16 protein-coding genes are annotated in these 16,216 nt (G+C 37.2%); 4 read left to right on the forward strand and 12 right to left on the reverse strand.

Translation table 11 applies throughout. The features are described 5' to 3' along the window. The first annotated feature begins 77 nt into the window (after positions 1-77). Complete coding sequence (locus AAA923_RS05120) at positions 78-509, forward strand: MarR family winged helix-turn-helix transcriptional regulator (RefSeq protein WP_338215152.1); 432 nt, start codon at positions 78-80, stop codon at positions 507-509. A gap of 172 nt (positions 510-681) precedes the next feature. Here AAA923_RS05120 and AAA923_RS05125 read toward each other — a convergent pair whose 3' ends face one another. The 9 genes from AAA923_RS05125 to AAA923_RS05165 all read right to left on the reverse strand — a co-directional run bounded on the left by AAA923_RS05125 (position 682) and on the right by AAA923_RS05165 (position 8,678). Beyond that, positions 682-1,089 (reverse strand): DUF3021 family protein, encoded by a 408-nt coding sequence (locus AAA923_RS05125; RefSeq protein ID WP_338215153.1) that lies wholly within the window; start codon positions 1,087-1,089, stop codon positions 682-684. A gap of 10 nt (positions 1,090-1,099) precedes the next feature. Further along, positions 1,100-1,552 carry a LytTR family DNA-binding domain-containing protein gene (locus AAA923_RS05130; protein WP_338215155.1) on the reverse strand — a complete coding sequence of 151 codons (453 nt, stop codon included), beginning with the start codon at positions 1,550-1,552 and terminating at the stop codon, positions 1,100-1,102. 18 nt (positions 1,553-1,570) lie between these two features. Further along, positions 1,571-2,443 carry an ABC transporter permease gene (locus AAA923_RS05135; protein ID WP_338215157.1) on the reverse strand — a complete coding sequence of 291 codons (873 nt, stop codon included), beginning with the start codon at positions 2,441-2,443 and terminating at the stop codon, positions 1,571-1,573. Between the two features lies 1 nt (position 2,444). After that, positions 2,445-3,278, reverse strand: coding sequence for an ABC transporter ATP-binding protein (locus AAA923_RS05140; protein WP_338215159.1), 834 nt, complete (start codon positions 3,276-3,278; stop codon positions 2,445-2,447). A 180-nt stretch (positions 3,279-3,458) separates the two neighbouring features. After that, positions 3,459-4,331 (reverse strand): MurR/RpiR family transcriptional regulator, encoded by an 873-nt coding sequence (locus AAA923_RS05145; protein WP_338215161.1) that lies wholly within the window; start codon positions 4,329-4,331, stop codon positions 3,459-3,461. An 8-nt stretch (positions 4,332-4,339) separates the two neighbouring features. Then, a complete protein-coding gene (murQ, locus tag AAA923_RS05150) occupies positions 4,340-5,239 on the reverse strand; it encodes an N-acetylmuramic acid 6-phosphate etherase (RefSeq protein WP_338215163.1) in 900 nt (299 codons plus the stop codon). A gap of 3 nt (positions 5,240-5,242) precedes the next feature. Beyond that, complete coding sequence (locus AAA923_RS05155; protein ID WP_338215165.1) at positions 5,243-6,298, reverse strand: MupG family TIM beta-alpha barrel fold protein; 1,056 nt, start codon at positions 6,296-6,298, stop codon at positions 5,243-5,245. A 12-nt stretch (positions 6,299-6,310) separates the two neighbouring features. Beyond that, a complete protein-coding gene (locus tag AAA923_RS05160; RefSeq protein WP_338215167.1) occupies positions 6,311-7,759 on the reverse strand; it encodes a PTS transporter subunit EIIC in 1,449 nt (482 codons plus the stop codon). A 19-nt stretch (positions 7,760-7,778) separates the two neighbouring features. Continuing rightward, positions 7,779-8,678 carry an alpha/beta hydrolase gene (locus AAA923_RS05165; RefSeq protein ID WP_338215169.1) on the reverse strand — a complete coding sequence of 300 codons (900 nt, stop codon included), beginning with the start codon at positions 8,676-8,678 and terminating at the stop codon, positions 7,779-7,781. A 291-nt stretch (positions 8,679-8,969) separates the two neighbouring features. Between AAA923_RS05165 and AAA923_RS05170 the strand changes: the two genes are divergently transcribed. The 3 genes from AAA923_RS05170 (at position 8,970) to AAA923_RS05180 (ending at position 11,850) form a co-directional block, all read left to right on the forward strand. Next, positions 8,970-9,890 (forward strand): aldo/keto reductase, encoded by a 921-nt coding sequence (locus AAA923_RS05170; RefSeq protein ID WP_338215171.1) that lies wholly within the window; start codon positions 8,970-8,972, stop codon positions 9,888-9,890. Positions 9,891-10,281: 391 nt separating this feature from the next. After that, the gene (locus AAA923_RS05175; protein ID WP_338215173.1) at positions 10,282-10,923 is read left to right on the forward strand and encodes an FMN-dependent NADH-azoreductase; all 642 of its coding nucleotides are present in this window, start codon (positions 10,282-10,284) and stop codon (positions 10,921-10,923) included. A 63-nt stretch (positions 10,924-10,986) separates the two neighbouring features. After that, complete coding sequence (locus AAA923_RS05180; protein WP_338215175.1) at positions 10,987-11,850, forward strand: NFACT RNA binding domain-containing protein; 864 nt, start codon at positions 10,987-10,989, stop codon at positions 11,848-11,850. A gap of 424 nt (positions 11,851-12,274) precedes the next feature. On the opposite strand, the gene AAA923_RS05185 is transcribed toward AAA923_RS05180, so the two are convergent. The 3 genes from AAA923_RS05185 to AAA923_RS05195 all read right to left on the reverse strand — a co-directional run bounded on the left by AAA923_RS05185 (position 12,275) and on the right by AAA923_RS05195 (position 16,156). Beyond that, complete coding sequence (locus AAA923_RS05185; protein ID WP_338215177.1) at positions 12,275-13,948, reverse strand: glycoside hydrolase family 13 protein; 1,674 nt, start codon at positions 13,946-13,948, stop codon at positions 12,275-12,277. A 370-nt stretch (positions 13,949-14,318) separates the two neighbouring features. Then, the gene (locus tag AAA923_RS05190; RefSeq protein WP_338215179.1) at positions 14,319-15,080 is read right to left on the reverse strand and encodes a YibE/F family protein; all 762 of its coding nucleotides are present in this window, start codon (positions 15,078-15,080) and stop codon (positions 14,319-14,321) included. After that, positions 15,080-16,156, reverse strand: coding sequence for a YibE/F family protein (locus tag AAA923_RS05195; protein ID WP_338215181.1), 1,077 nt, complete (start codon positions 16,154-16,156; stop codon positions 15,080-15,082). Before AAA923_RS05195 ends, AAA923_RS05190 begins: the two co-directional genes overlap by 1 nt. Positions 16,157-16,216 lie beyond the last annotated feature (60 nt).

Here is a 16,216-nt window from a genome sequence, read left to right on the forward strand (position 1 = left end):
TTGTAGAATATAGTCTCATTTAGTTTATTTGTCAACTATATTTTATGCTATACTAAAACAAAAAGGAGGCCGTTGTCTTGGATATTATAAAACTGGGAAAGTTCATTGGAGCGCTACATCGTCGCTTTCAGACTGCTATGAGTCATGAAGTTACGCTACCTGAAATCAACGCTAGTAACGCTAATTTTCTACTTCTAATCAGTGAACATGACAAAATCACCGCAAAACAAATCACGACTGAACTTGCTATCAATAAAGGTTTGGTTAGTCGTGAAATGACACATCTTGAAACTGCTGGTTATATAACTAAATTACCTGATGACAGCGACCACCGAACTACTTGGATCACTATCACCCCTAAGGGAGTGGCAGCTTGTAAGACAATTCGCAAAGTTAAAGAGGAATTGTGGGATCAAATACTTACAGAAACCAACACTACCGATACTGATTTGAAGACAGTTTACGACCAATTGAAAAGCTGGAGTGAAGCAGCAAAGAATTTTAATTAAGAGAGTGCGACAAAACATGGTCAACTTTCGAGCATTAAGGCAAATATGGACTGTAATCCGATTTTAGATTACAGTCCATATTTGTTTTAAGCGGAAAAAGTTATGTTTTGTTGCACGTTTATGCTGCATATTTAGGACAAAAGATAGCTATGCCATAGTCCCTTTTTATTGTCTATTTAGATTTTCTCTTCTGCAACACTGAATTCATTTTTTTAGTATTAATAACGTCTGCCAAATATAACATCACCCAAACGCCAATGTATGTTATACCAACAGTAATTAGAAATGAGACGACGTGTTTTGCAACGACTTGATTCCACCAACCGGCAAAGTACATCATCATGCCAACAATCACTATCGTAATTAGTAAATGTATTAATAATCTAATTGGAAAATTGAACCACTCGGCTTCAAAAATCATTGAAACAATTCCAATTAAGCCACTGAAAAAGAACAACGATAAAACGCCCTTGGGACTAACTATCATCTCGCCACCAAGCAGGATTATCAATAAGAAACTGAACGAACCTAGTAAAACTCCAATCGCAAAATACTTCACAACTTTTAATATATTAGCCATATTCAACACCTCACATCCCCAATTGTTTTTTCAGGTCAGTTAGATATTTTCGACTGACACTAAATTTCAAATCATCGGTTAAAAAAGCTGTCATATTACCTGAGAAAGCTGCTTCCAATGAATCCAAATGATTCAAATTGATCACAGTATTCTTGGATATTTGAAGAAAATTACCGTCATTGATTCGTTCAGTCATCTTCTTCAATTGACCACGCAAACGATAATTCCTTTCATGCGTATAAACAGTTAATTCACTCTCAAATACTTCTACAGCAATGATTTGATCAATTTGGACCATAACTACACGATCATCGACTGACAACGGAATAGCTGAAAACTTGGCATTTAATTCTTCCAATTTTCGCATTAACTCTTGAACTTCATTCGAAAAATTAGCTGCTTTAACCGTTATATCTATTTCATTTTTGGGAATTTTATCATCTTGATTGAAGTTTATTTTCATATTCAGTTCCCCTTAAAATCAAGCTTTGTTGATGACCACACGTTGACTCAATTTGGAAACAAGAACTGCTACCAAACTGATTACCATTGCAAAGCCAATAATTACCCAGATATTTTGTTGAACTGTCAGAATCTGACTGTCCCATTTAACACTGATGCCCATTTTTTCATTAAATTCATTTACAATTGAAACAGGTAAATTTTTAAACGAATTTTTCAACTGAGTATTCATCAAAATATTCCGGTATATAGCTGTATTATACAGTGCTGGCGTGTATTTCATAAATTCTTGAACTCCGGTTGGCAAAATTCCAATTGGCATATAAACACCTGCCAGAAAACCAGATGCAGTTCCGACAATTGTCCCAATTTTACCCAAAGTATCAATTTTTTTAACAAACGATAGTAGAAGTAAGTTAAAAGTCGTCCAAATAAAACTGCTCAATACCGCTGTACCAAGGATTTGTGGAAAAAATGCCATATTCAATGGACTCTTGTCGGTAATCATAAAGTAGCCGCCCATCATGAAATACATCACCAGCTGCATAATAGTTCCGACAATCATCGCAGTTAGTAAATACGAACACTGGATGCCTAGATAACTAACATCAGTCAAACTGAGATCTGACAAAATATTTTTCTCGCGGTCTTGAACCATTAGACTCAGACTACTTAAGGTAGTGGTGATAGCGGTAATAGTCATCGTGCCTCCAATCAACCATGGGTCCAGTAATAGCTTCGTATCTGGCACACTGCTCCAACTATTAACCATATTTTGACTCAAGAATATTAAATATAAGACGAAGGAAATCAACGCTCCCATCAAAGAAAAGAAGACCCCACTTTTATCAGAGAAATAAATTTTTAAGTTACGATACATTAATCCTTTCATATTAACGAATCTCCTTTCCTGTCAAATTCATAAAGACATCATCCATTGTGCCCGGACGATATTCAAAATCAGCTAGTAATTTAGCATTTTCAGTCAGAATCTTAATAGCCTCATCTTTATTATCAAGTGTTTCTATTTTTGACTCGCCGTTTAAATAATCCAGCTGTAAAACATTTTGAGTATATTTTTTCTGTAAACCAGCCACAGTATCTTCAGCGATGACCTGACCTTGATCCATGATATAAATGTAATCGGCGTTTTCCGATTCTTCCAAGTAATGCGTTGTAAAGACAATGGTCAAGCCGGTTTCTTTTCGTAATTGCTCCAGTACTTCCCAAATTTTAGTTCTGGTCTGAATATCCAAGCCAGTTGACGGTTCATCTAAGAACAATAGTTTAGGACTGCTGACCAAAGCACGGGCAATATCAACTCGACGTCTTTGTCCACCTGAAAGACTGCCGTAAGGCTGTTTCCAAATACTTTCTAATTCAAATTTTTTAATCAAACTATTTAGTTGTACTGGTTTTGCATACATATTAGCTCGTGTCATAATGTTATCTTTGACAGTTAGATTGACATCTAGAACGCTGCTCTGAAAAACAACACCAAGTTCAGTTTTGTAATCCTTGATACTAGCAGATTTTTCACCAAAAATTATTTGTCCATTAGTAGGTTGGCTAACACCAATCAGCATATTGAGAGTAGTCGATTTACCCGCACCATTAGGTCCTAGTATGGCAACCAGCTCACCTTGATTGATTGTTAAGGAGATATTATTTACAGCTAATTTATTGGGAAATTTTTTAGTTAGGTTTATTGCTTGAAGTAGTTTCATAATAATCACTTCTTTCGTGTTTATGATTATTATTTTATGCAGAAAGGCTCATTTGTATTCGATTTTGCAATAAGTGGTCGATATTTGAGGATTAGTGGTTATTTTTAGCTATTGTATGATGTTGTCTCCGGAGATGAGACACAAAAAAGGATTCAATCTGTAAATGAGATTGAATCCTTTTTAACGCTTCTTTGTTTTCTTAGCAAAATATTCATCAACTAAAAGACTCGATTCTTTCAGTCTTTGAACATTTTTATCGTAATCTCGTTGTAGGTAGAGATAATATATCAAATCAACAGCATACAGCTGACTGATAAGAGATGTTGTCGCAGCTGATCTAACCTTATCCTTCGGCACACTATCACTTGTCAAAACATGAATATCCGATACCTTAGCCAAACTACTATTTGTATTCGACGTCAAACTGATAACTGGAATGCCTTTTTTCCTAGCTAATTTAGCCAATGTCAAAGTCTCCACAGTTTCACCTGAATCAGAAATCAAGAAGATAACTTGACTATTGTGTTGAGTCAAAAAGTTCGATGCCAACTCGTGAGTATCTTGTGTATTGATCACATTTAAACCAATTCGAGAAAACTTCTGTGTAAAGTCTTCGGCAACTAAATTAGAAGCACCAAGTCCGTAAACTTGAATGACATTAACACTGACAAGTAAATCGACAGTCTTCTTCAAAATATCTTTATCCAGACCCTGACTAGTTGTTTCCAACGTATGTTGAATCCGAATAACTAGCTTTTCTTTCAGTTCATCAATGCCATCATCTGGCGAAATTTCATCATATAGACCATTAGTTACATCGTCCATGGAACAGCGTGCCAATTCCACTTTCAGACCTTTAAAACCGTCCACACCTAAATTTTGGGCAAATCTAACTATTGTGGCCTGACTAACGCCACTTTGCTTCGACAATTCAGCCACACTCATCCCGGGAATCAATTGGACATTTTTTAAAATGTACTCACCTAGAACTTTTTCAGCTTTACTAGCGTTCTCCATTTTCGAACGAATTGTTAATAAAATTGTATTGACCATGTGCTACCTCACTTGATTGCTTGACGTACGAAACCACCTGACTCTGTTAATTTTTGCTCGGCTTCAGCTTGATCCATCTTATTTGAAATCATCACGATGGCATCTTTAACTGAGTAGTTAGCTTCTTCTAAAGTAGCTTGAGCTATATCCGCTTTCACACCAGTAACTTCCACAATAATATTGATTGAGCGCTGAACTAACTTCTTATTAGTTGGCTTAACATCGACCATCAAATTACCATAAGTTTTACCGACACCGACCATTGCGGCTGTGGACAGCATGTTGAGTACCATCTTTTGAGCGGTTCCAGATTTTAATCTAGTTGAACCGGACAAAACTTCGGGACCAACGACAACTTCAATTTTTGTCTCCGCATGTTGACTGATGATTGAATCTTGATTGCACGATAATGCAATTGTATCAGCTCCAACTGATTTGGCATAGTCCAAAGCGCCTACCACGTAAGGAGTTCGACCACTAGCAGCAATTCCAACCACGACATCATTTTTAGTTAAATTACGGTCTTTCAAATCACTGGCACCGAGTTCAACATCATCTTCAGCACCTTCAACTGCCAAAGTCATAGCTTTGCCACCACCAGCAATTAGTCCTTGAACCATTTCGGGTTCAGTTCCAAAAGTTGGCACACATTCAGCAGCATCCAAAACTCCTAGTCGACCACTAGTTCCAGCACCGACATAGAATAAACGACCACCCTTTTTAAAGGCTTGCGAAATCTTCTCTACGGCTGTAGCTATTTGTGGCAACTCCGGTTTAATGGCAGCTGGCACTTTTTGATCTTCTTGATTCATGACTGAGACGATTTCTAACGGACTCATCTCATCCAAGTCAGTCGTTTGGGGATTACGACCTTCGGTTGATAATTTTTTTATGTCCATAACATTCATATCCTAACTTTCAATATCAATCAGCTGAATTGCTTGATTAGCAACGCAATATTTCATCAAACCAATATCCGCGTCAACAATTTGTCCAATGACATTGACAGTATTATCGGCCGGCAATTGATATTTAACTAATTGTAATTCTCCTTGATAGCGACCTGCTAACACGTTATCAAGCGTAATTGAGCCACGACGTCTGATACCACTATTAAGCGGCTTAACCTCAGTTTTATTGAGCAAACGTCCTTCCTTCAATCTGACAACATCTCGTGAAACGTCAGCTCGTTGATGAAAAATACTTTGAATATAATCGGGAGCCTGATTTAAATGGACGCGAATTTGCAAAGTATTTTCCACGAAATAATTTCTAAATTGTTCAAAGGTAGTCGACTTAATTGCTGGATCACCAACATAAATCCGGTCGACACCTAATTCATTCATATTTAAAGCTGCTACAAGTGGATTCTCATAGCGATTCTCTTCTAGAGTTGGCAAACCTTTGTACACTGGGGCACGCAGGTTTTCATCGCCAGCAATAAATGCCATCACTTTGAAACCATTTTGTTTCAGCCACTGATTTTTTTCATTAAACCAATTAAAATCTAATCCAGTATTTTCACGTGGGTAGTAATTATGCCAGGCTTCTAAATTATCGAAATTGGCTTGATCTGACTTGAGTTCATCGATTTCTGACTGGACGATAGTACTAGCATTCAAAGCAATTTTCATTTTCTGAGAGAGTTGTGCCATTTCCTGAATTGAAATACCGTCGTCGATTCGTAACATTGTAACGTGCAAATCTTGGAAAGTCTTAATATCGCGTGGTAAGTCTAAATTGAGACGCTTCAATGCACTGGATGAAATATCCAATGTCAATTCCAATTTATTCTCCGCACACAATTGACCTAAAGATTTTAAATTTGCTAACAAAACTTTCGGATCATCTTCAGGTAAATTTATGGAGGTGAAGACGCCCTTGAAGCCAGCTTTAACAAACTTATCAAACATTACTAAATCAGCTTTTTTCAATGAACTGTGCAAGTAAGCCGAAAATCCTAACATAATTAAACTCCTTTATTCTGGATAAATTTCGTCAATTCTGTTCTCATCGACACCGAAGAACCATGTAACGATAAAGCCACCCACATAGGCAACTAGTAGTGCCAATAAGTATGTAAATTGTTGACCTGGTTGCATAATCAAGAGTCCGAACAATCCGGAAACACCTTGAGAAACAGCACCCAAGTGGAATAGTGAAGCAACGACACCACCGAAACCAGCACCGATACTGGCAGTAATAAAGGCTCTACCAAGTGGCAAGGTAACAGCATACATCAATGGTTCACCAACACCCAAGATAGCAACAGGAATTGAACTCATAACCATTTTCTTAAAACGTTTGTTCTTTGATTTGAAGTAAAGTGCAAATCCAGCACCAACCTGACCACCACCGGCCATCATTAAGATTGGTAGCAAGTAGTTAATACCATGTGTAGGACCAGCAGGATCGTTTAGCAAAACGTGAATAGGAGTTAAAGCTTGGTGCAAACCAACAGATACTAAAGCCAAGAATGTTGATGATAGAATAAATCCACCAAAGACGCTCAACTTTGTGTAAACGAAATCCATTACAACATAGATAGCAGTTGTTAACCAAGCACCAGCAGGTTGTAGGAAGACAACAGCAATCAATGAACCAACGATAACAGTCAATAATGGGGTGAAGAATGTATCTAGAACACTAGGCATAATCTTGCGGAAATTTCTTTCCAAGAAGGCAAAGAAGATACCCATTAGTAAAGCAGTGATCAAACCACCAACACCAACAGTAAATGGTGCGTGTGTAAATGGCATTGAAATAGCTTGTGAACTCAATGGTGAACCTGTAACAGTAACACCTAAGCAAAGCGTTCCACCAATACCACCAAGAATTGCACTACCTTTAAACTCACGAGCCGCATTCATACCAACAAAGATAGGTAGGAAAGTGAATAAGCCCCAGCCTAAAGTCTTAATAGTCATATACCACCAGTCAGTTACAAAAGCTTGACCAGTTTGATAATCAATAACGTTAGCTAGACCATTGATCAATCCAGCAGCAATAATACCAGGAAGCAATGGGATAAAGACATTAGCAATGTGTTGTAGACCACGTTGCAATGGTTTATCGTGTTTAGCTTTATTAACTTTTTTATTTTCTTTAGCGATTTCCTTGATGTCTTCGCCACGTTTACTATCTTCGGCTACGTCACCATCATCAGAATCACTGCCAAGAGGAACTCCAGTTAAATCAGCGAATGGTTCTGCAATTTTGTTAACTTTACCAGGACCTAAGACAACTTGTAATGTATCAGCTTGAACAACAGCCAACACGCCGTCAATTCTCTTTAGAGCATCAACATTTACTTTGTCATTGTCTTTAATGCCTAGTCTTAATCTAGTCATACATGCAACATTAGCAGTAACGTTTTCTTTACCACCAACATTTTTTAATATTTCGTTAGCAACATCTTTATTGTTCATGTTTGTTTCCTCCCCCTATTTAAAATTCATTCATCAACCAGTTATATGCTTTTGGAGTAGCCTTAGTCCAGTATGTCCAGTTATGGTTGTCGCCAGTATCTTTGACATATTTGATTGAAACTTTATTAGTATCCTTCTTAACGTCTTTCACGAAATGATTGACATCCTTGATAGGAACAGTTGTATCTCCAGAAGTTGTTTCGATATAGAACTTAACCGGTTTAGTCTTGTTGTTGATATATTTTGTAGGGAATAAACTGTTATAAACTTGATCTGACCAGTGAGTCTTGCCATTAGTAAAGGCGTGCATATTTTGTCTGATCAAATTATCCTTAGGCAACTTGTACCAAACAGAAGGTGAAACCATGATGGCTTTTGAGAAGTAGTTTGAATACTTCAATGACAATCTAGCAGCTGCATAGCCACCCATTGAGACACCACCAACGGCGTGATCACTTCTTGATTTAGAAACTTTGTATGTTGAATTGATTTTTGGAACCAAATCCTTCATCAAAGCACTTTCAACTTGAAGTCCGCCCTTTTGGTTAACGTAAAAACTATTGAAACCATCGACAAAGACAACGATTGCTTTAGTGTTGTTACGTTTCATCGCACCATCAAGCATTTGTTGAGAGTTAAATCTCTCAAGTAAATTTCTATGATTTCCGTATAATCCATGCATCATGTAAAGCACTGGATATCTCTTATTGGCACTAGGATTATATCCAGCAGGTAAATAAACATCGTAATTCCAATCCAAATGCATTTTTTTAGAATACATTGTAGTGGTTGTTACTGTACTGATAGGTGAAACCTTAGCTGCAGCAGCTTGCACATTTGTAGCTGTAAACGTAGCTATTCCCAACATCCCTACGATGCCGGATAAAATAACTAAAAATCTTTTAACATATGATTTCATAATTCTTACCCCCCGAATTTCTTGTAATCGTTTACATTTATGATGATACAACTTTTGAACAAAATTTCAATATTACACGGTAAAAAATAATATTTATAAAATAATATTTCATATTTGGAATATTATTTTGGGATTTTTACATAAAATTGGTCGTGTTCTTACATCTATATAGACCATTGTTTTATATCTTTCCAGAAGGCACACATATTGTAAGCGCAATCTTTTAGGTTGACTTCTATAGAATGACACCTAATAATTAAATTGATATATAAAAATTGGAGGAACATTTATATGAAACAACTTTATATTGGTGACACAAATTGGCAAGCTTCTGCGGTAGCACTTGGTATCATGCGCATGAACAGCCTGACTCCAGAACAAGCAGCCAAGGATATTGATGTTGCCTACGACAGCGGTATCAATTTTATTGATTCTGCTGACATTTACGGTGGCGGAGATTCTGAGAAAGTCTTTGGTGCTGCATTAAAAAAGAGTGGTGTTAGCCGTGACAAGCTTTACATTCAATCAAAAGGTGGCATTATTTCGGGCAAAAGATATGACTTTTCTAAGCAACATATCCTCGATGCCGTTGACGGCTCTTTGGAACGATTAGGCGTTGACTACCTGGACTCATTCCTATTACACCGTCCCGATCCATTGATGGAACCAGAAGAAGTCGCTGAAGCTTTCGATGAACTTCAAAAATCTGGCAAAGTTCGCCACTTTGGTGTTTCAAATTTCAATCCTCAACAATATTTACTAGTTCAAGAAGCTGTTGACCAAAGATTAATGTTCAACCAACTTCAATTCAGCATCATGCACACAGGTATGGTTGACTTCGGTATGCACACAAACATGACTGACACACGTTCAATCAACCACGATGGCGGCATCCTTGAATTTTCAAGACGCATGGGCGTTACAATTCAAGCTTGGTCACCATTCCAATACGGTATGTTTGCCGGAACATTTATCAACAATGACAAGTTCCCAGAATTAAATGAAATTTTACAAAAATTAGCTGACAAATATAACGTAAGTAAGAATGCCATCGCAGCAGCCTGGATTTTAAGACACCCTGCTAACATCCAAGTTATCATCGGAACAATGAATCCAGAGCACATCGCTGACAGTGCCAAAGGTGGAGACATCGAATTAACTAAACAAGAGTGGTACGACGTATACTTCGCAGCGGGCAACGACTTACCATAGATCTCTTCCGTTCCTTTTTGCACTATTTTGGTTAATAGTAATATCCAAGTTATTTATGCACGATATACAATTCAACGTAATCTATACAAATATTGCTAATAAAAAACAACGAACAGACACACGAACCGGAGGGTGCGAGAAAAATGAAGTCCGCAGTGGTAGTGGTGTTAGGGCGTTTCGCCCTTACAGCACAGGACGTCTTTTGAGACATGGGTTTCGGCTCAAAAGCGAGGTTCGAGACCGCTCTTTGGCTCGAACCGGTCCACACAGCAGACTTCATTTTTCTCACACCTGTAGGTGGAATTTTTAAATAAACTCACACAATAGTGAGTTTGTTTTTTTATTCAGATATATAATATAAGTAAATTTGTAGAAAGGGGATTTCCTTAATATGCCAAAAGTACTAGTAATTTATGCACACCCTGAAACTGCCAAGGGTTCTTCAACACATGAGTTATACAAACACTTTATCAATTCATACACTGCCAAAAATCCTGATGATGAAATTGTTGTCCATAACATCTCGGAGTATATGCCCTTCAAATTAGACAAAATCGCGATTTCAATTTATAACAAGAATCTCGCCAAAAGTAAGTTGGATTCCGATGAAGAGCGTTTCAATTATTCCCGTAAAAAATGGGTCGATGAATTCGTCAACGCCGACAAATATATTTTCGTCAATCCGATGTACAATCTCTTTATTCCTGCTGAAATGAAGAGGTACATCGATATGGTCATGCTGGCCGGAGAGACTTTCCATTACAACTCTGAAGGTTTATCGATTGGCAATTTACATGGTAAAAAAGCAATTCACTTACAATCTTGTGGTGGCAACTATCACAACAACCTAATTCAAAACGATTCAATGATTTATGATTTAGGTGACCAATATTTACAAACTATGTTGCACGTGATGGGCGTCGATGATTATTCAGGTGTCTTCGCTGAAGGTATGGATAAAGATCCGATGCACGCTATCGAAATTTTAGATCATGCTTATGCCAAAGCAGAATTAGCCGGAAAAGAGTTATAGTAAAATAGAGCTCTTTTTTTAATGCTATACTCAAAGTACAACGTTAAGAATTGAGGTCCAAAAATGTCTACTGAACAAGAATCTACTGCTGCTGAAGTTATCGAAGCTATGGCCTGGCAAATTGACCACACGAAAAAACAAATTACTTCACTGAAAAGAGCAATCAAAAAAGTCGGTGATGCCGAAATTTTACAAGTTAAAGGTACCCTACTAAAAACTTACGTCAATCAAATTGATGAACAAAAAGGCTACGTGGTTTTACCAGACTACAGCCATCCTAATCAGGACATCACGATTTACTTAGATACCGACAAATCAGTCATGGAAAACGCTGAAGAATATTTTCATCAATATCACCGTGATAAACGTGGACTTGAGACGATCAAAAGCAATTTATCAAAGGCTGAAACGGCGTTACATAAAGAATTACAACGTCAACACTCATTCGATGCTGAAGATGAGGCGCAAGCTAAATTAGTTAAACAACAATTAATCGATGAAGATGCTATCAAGACTAAAGTTTTGCATTCATCAAAAGCTCCGGAACCAGCTCATCCTCGTCGTTTCTACACGACCGACAATGTTCTAGTTGAAGTTGGTAAAAACAGCGTTCAAAACGACCATTTAACACTCACAGCTAAAAAAGATTATTACTGGATGCATGTCAGTGAATTGGCTGGATCACACGTGGTTATTCACAGTGTTAATCCAAGTGAACAGACACTGCTTGAGGCTGCTAGTTTGGCTGCCTATTACAGTAAGGGCCGCGGTTTGAAACAAGTTCCAGTTGATGTTTTGAAAGTTCGCCAGTTACATAAACCAAAGGGTGCTAAACCAGGATTAGTTTTATTCACTGGTAAAGCAGATACCCTAACAGTTTATCCTGATGGTGAAATGGCTGAAAAATTGGCCGAAAAAAATAGTTAATCCTAAAATCACCCTCTGCATTTCAATACAGATGATGATTTTTTAGATTAACATTATGTATATATTTGATAATTGATTACAACATTGCATGAATCTATAATTTCAATGAAAATTAATAGTGTACTCAAAAGCATCTTTCCCATTCACTATCAATTTAAGAAGATGATTATAGTGAATAAAGATTTAGTTATTACCTTAAAATTCATTTTATTATTGATGGCTCTGTTAGAGTTTTATTTTATTATGATAAATAGTAAATTTCTGATTTTGTTTACCCCGATACTTCTGATATCAGATATCGTGTTTCACTTTATAAGAAAGAATAATAATAAACATGGTCAATTATAATTTTAGGAAAACCTACGGTTTTCCTTTTTTGTTACAAAAAAAGCCACACCATTTATTGGCATGACCTTATTATCATTTATTTAAATAGATAGACTTTACTTTCATAAGGACGAATTTCCATATCCAAATCGTCGTCATAATTACCAATCAACAGTTTACCTTTCGACTGACCATAATCTCTTGTGACAGTTTCTTTAGTAAAGTTACTGATAACTAGCAAAGTTTCATCGTTATAACGGCGTTTATAAGCAAATACTTGCTCATCTTCTGGATCCAACAATTCATAATCGCCATAAATAATTAAATCGCTGTTATGACGTAAATCAATCAACTTCTTATAGTAACTAAAGACAAACTTTTCATCCTCAATTTGACTACGAGCATTGATTTCTCCAAAGTTAGGATTCAACTCGAACCATGGCTTGCCACTAGTGAAACCAGCATTTTTGTTCTTATCCCATTGCATTGGTGTTCTAGCATTATCACGTGAGTGAACTGACAAATACTTCAACATTGAATCCTTATCGACAATTTTTTCATCATCGACAAATTCATGGTAAGCATTCAACGATTCCAAATCTTCATATTGCGAAAGCTTCGTATAGTGAACATTCGTCATGCCCAACTCTTCTCCTTCATAAACGTAAGGAGTTCCCTGCATCATGTGTAACGTCGTCCCCAACATCTTGGCTGCACGAACACGATACTCTGGGTCATCAGTCGCAAATCTAGAAACTGCTCGAGGTTGGTCGTGATTATTCCAGTACAAACTGTTCCAGCCTTTGCCATTGAGTTCAGTTTCCCACTTGCTCAAAGAATGCTTCAACTCAACTAGTTTGACCGGTTCGTCATACCATTTACCTAAACGTTTATCGGGATTACCTGAAAGTCCAACGTGGTCAAATTGGAAGACCATGTTCAATTCATGTGAATCCAATCCAGTATATTTAATCGCATCTTCAGGCGTTGAATCAGGCATTTCACCCACCGTCATAACGTCATATTTCGAAAGAACCTTCTGATTCATTTCTTGTAAAAATTCATTTAAACGTGGACCGTCAGCGACTACCTTGCCAACATCGGCATATTTCTCATCTGGAGCTTTTTCACCGTCTGGCAAACCTGCTGGCTTAGAAATCAAGTTGATAACATCCATACGGAAACCATCGACACCTTTATCAAGCCAGAAACGCATAACGTTCCAAACTTCATCACGAACCTTAGGATTTTCCCAATTCAAATCAGGTTGTCCGTCAGCGAAGAGATGTAAATAATATTGACCAGTCGTCTCATCAAATTTCCAAGTTGAGCCATTGAAGTAAGAGCCCCAGTTGTTAGGCTCATGTCCATCAACCGGATCACGCCAAACATAATAATCACGATATGGATTATCCTTAGATTTCTTGCTCTCTTGGAACCACTTATTCTGGTCAGACGTGTGATTGACAACTAAATCCATCATAATTTTGAGTCCCAAAACATGGGCTGTTTGTAACATCTTGTCAAAATCATCCATTGTTCCATAAGCAGGTTGGATACTGCGATAATCGCTAATATCATAACCATTATCTTTGTCAGGTGACTTGTAAATTGGATTTAACCAAATTACATCAGCGCCCAAATCTTTGATATAAGGTAGCCGACTTGTTAAGCCTGGTAAATCACCAATTCCATCGCCATTACTATCCTGATAACTACGTGGATAAACTTGATATACGACCGATTTCTTCCACCAATCACTGTATGCCATTATTTAATCTCCCCTTTTTCAATTAATTGAAATTGAAGTGTGCCGTCTCCAGAGCTGAGAGTATTCATCTGCTGCGCGGAACGGCTCGAGCCAAAGAGCGGTCTCGAACCTCGGTTGAAGCCTTTCCAAAGACCGGAAAGTCTCCAACACGTCCGGTGGGGTAATGGCTAAAGCCATAACGCCACTTTCGCTGCGGATAAATACTCTCAACTCTTCCAACTAGTCCATTTTCTATAAGATGAAAAATCAAATCTTCTTTTCTCAACTTTTAGAAATTAACAAGAACACATTCCCAATTCATATAACATCTATCTTAGGAGGATTACGTAATTATGGCAACGGTTTCAAAGAATTCTGTTATCGTTCACATCTACTTGCTTGGTTGTTTGCTTACTTTCTTATTAGCTTTTTGATAGACCAGATAAGATGTTATTGGCACTGTCAAAATAACCCCTATCGTACAAATCAAAGTTGTTAATATTTCCGCAACAACTAACTTATCATTCAACACTTCGGTAAATTTATATCCTAATGAATGGATTACGAAAAATAATGGGAATGTTGAAGCAAAGAAATTAAACAGTAACGTATTCGTTTGTGTATTTAGAATTTTATTACCAACTGAGAATCCGTCGTCAAAGATTTCAGATGGTGTCAGTGTTGGTTTGTTTTCAACAATTTCATTCAAACCACTGGTGATTGCCACGCTTGTTTCGGAAATTACTCCCAAACTATTGATGACAATAATTGAGATTGCTAATTGCGGGTATGATATTCCGGCTGCCAAAGAAAACCCTTCGAGTTCATCTTGATTTTCCGCTGCCATCCCTTGAGCACTGGCCCAATATTCCAAAGGAATCGTAATCAACAAAATTACGACCATGATCATCAGGGAAGTTTTAAACGCCGTGCTGGCGGTATTTGGATTATCGACGTTCATATAAATTGCCACTACTAAAATAATTATTGAAATAATACATGTCGTAATCAAAGCATTGAAGCCGTCCGCAATCAATATCAATAGCGCAATGATTGAGAAAACATTGATCCCTAAACCAAACAATAATGTGAATCCACGCGTACCTGTGACCAACAGTAGTAAGACAACGAAGGTCAAAAATAAATACAGCATTATTTCACCCTCTTTGTAATTACTTTACTGGCAATAAAACTCGTCACTGGAACTGTCAAAATAATTCCGATAGCACTAATTAAAAGTTGCGTCAGCCCTAGGCCTAAAGTCATTTCGACTGTATATCCGATTGAATTGCCATTTCTTAGGTACAATAAAACCACATTCAAGTTCTCAGCAATCACAATAAATAAGAGGATATTAATCAATGGTCCAATCAATTCTCGTCCAATATTGATACCTGACTTGAACAAAGTTGCCTCTTTAACATCGGCTAATTCTTTTTTCATTTCAATCAATGATGAAGAAATATCCATCGTCTCATCCAAAATAACCCCTAAAACACTAAAGATAACTTGGGCAAAGAAAACGCCCTTGTACGGTTGCAATTCGAAATCATTCAATTCCACATGCACACCGCTATACCCAGACATACTCAATACAAAGATACTCAAAGATAGTGCGGCAGTCGTTGCAATGACCGTACTTGAGTACGCCATTAACGCCTGATAACTAGGACCCAAGATAACTAATAACGCCACTGCCGATATTAATAACGCCGTTATAACGGTCAGCGGTAACAAAATACTATTGTGTGTTTTAATAATTATATTTAAAAACCCATAAAAAATAATGACATTAATTAGAATACTGATAAATAACTTTCGGCGATCAAATTTCATACAGTACATTAAGAAAACAACTAAGCCAACAGTAAATACTAGTACCGTGTCACGCTTCAAATTTTTTGGTATATAAGTGTGTCCACTCTTAGTGAGAATAACTTGCTGCCCGGCCGTATATTTAATATCCGTTAACTGAGAATTGTAGTAAGTATTCTTGAAGGAAATTGTTTTTCCTTTGTTATTCGTATTCAGGAGACGACCCGTTACTCGTTGCGTAATCTGAGTATCGGTATTCTTATATTCGTCAGTTGAGGTACTCTTATCAAGTTGCTTTACTTGAGTAACCTTGATAATTGGATCGTGATACATGAAGCTGTCAAAGTATGTTAAACCAGTGACAAATGCCACAATTACTCCGACCAGCAACAGTATTCGTAATTTTTTTTTCATGAACTTGCCTCGAATTTCTCCCCTTTCTACATTATATGTTTTTTCAGAAAATATTTAATA

The sequence above is a fragment of the Companilactobacillus muriivasis genome (genome assembly GCF_036246245.1).
GTDB lineage: Bacteria > Bacillota > Bacilli > Lactobacillales > Lactobacillaceae > Companilactobacillus > Companilactobacillus muriivasis.

Bases quoted from the DNA above. Each gene is read 5' to 3' on its own strand.
- AAA923_RS05125 (WP_338215153.1), bottom strand. From the start codon at position 1,089: ATGGCTAATATATTAAAAGTTGTGAAGTATTTTGCGATTGGAGTTTTA.
- AAA923_RS05130 (WP_338215155.1), bottom strand. From the start codon at position 1,552: ATGAAAATAAACTTCAATCAAGATGATAAAATTCCCAAAAATGAAATA.
- AAA923_RS05135 (WP_338215157.1), bottom strand. From the start codon at position 2,443: ATGAAAGGATTAATGTATCGTAACTTAAAAATTTATTTCTCTGATAAA.
- AAA923_RS05140 (WP_338215159.1), bottom strand. From the start codon at position 3,278: ATGAAACTACTTCAAGCAATAAACCTAACTAAAAAATTTCCCAATAAA.
- AAA923_RS05145 (WP_338215161.1), bottom strand. From the start codon at position 4,331: ATGGTCAATACAATTTTATTAACAATTCGTTCGAAAATGGAGAACGCT.
- murQ (WP_338215163.1), bottom strand. From the start codon at position 5,239: ATGAATGTTATGGACATAAAAAAATTATCAACCGAAGGTCGTAATCCC.
- AAA923_RS05155 (WP_338215165.1), bottom strand. From the start codon at position 6,298: ATGTTAGGATTTTCGGCTTACTTGCACAGTTCATTGAAAAAAGCTGAT.
- AAA923_RS05160 (WP_338215167.1), bottom strand. From the start codon at position 7,759: ATGAACAATAAAGATGTTGCTAACGAAATATTAAAAAATGTTGGTGGT.
- AAA923_RS05165 (WP_338215169.1), bottom strand. From the start codon at position 8,678: ATGAAATCATATGTTAAAAGATTTTTAGTTATTTTATCCGGCATCGTA.
- AAA923_RS05170 (WP_338215171.1), top strand. From the start codon at position 8,970: ATGAAACAACTTTATATTGGTGACACAAATTGGCAAGCTTCTGCGGTA.
- AAA923_RS05175 (WP_338215173.1), top strand. From the start codon at position 10,282: ATGCCAAAAGTACTAGTAATTTATGCACACCCTGAAACTGCCAAGGGT.
- AAA923_RS05180 (WP_338215175.1), top strand. From the start codon at position 10,987: ATGTCTACTGAACAAGAATCTACTGCTGCTGAAGTTATCGAAGCTATG.
- AAA923_RS05185 (WP_338215177.1), bottom strand. From the start codon at position 13,948: ATGGCATACAGTGATTGGTGGAAGAAATCGGTCGTATATCAAGTTTAT.
- AAA923_RS05190 (WP_338215179.1), bottom strand. From the start codon at position 15,080: ATGCTGTATTTATTTTTGACCTTCGTTGTCTTACTACTGTTGGTCACA.
- AAA923_RS05195 (WP_338215181.1), bottom strand. From the start codon at position 16,156: ATGAAAAAAAAATTACGAATACTGTTGCTGGTCGGAGTAATTGTGGCA.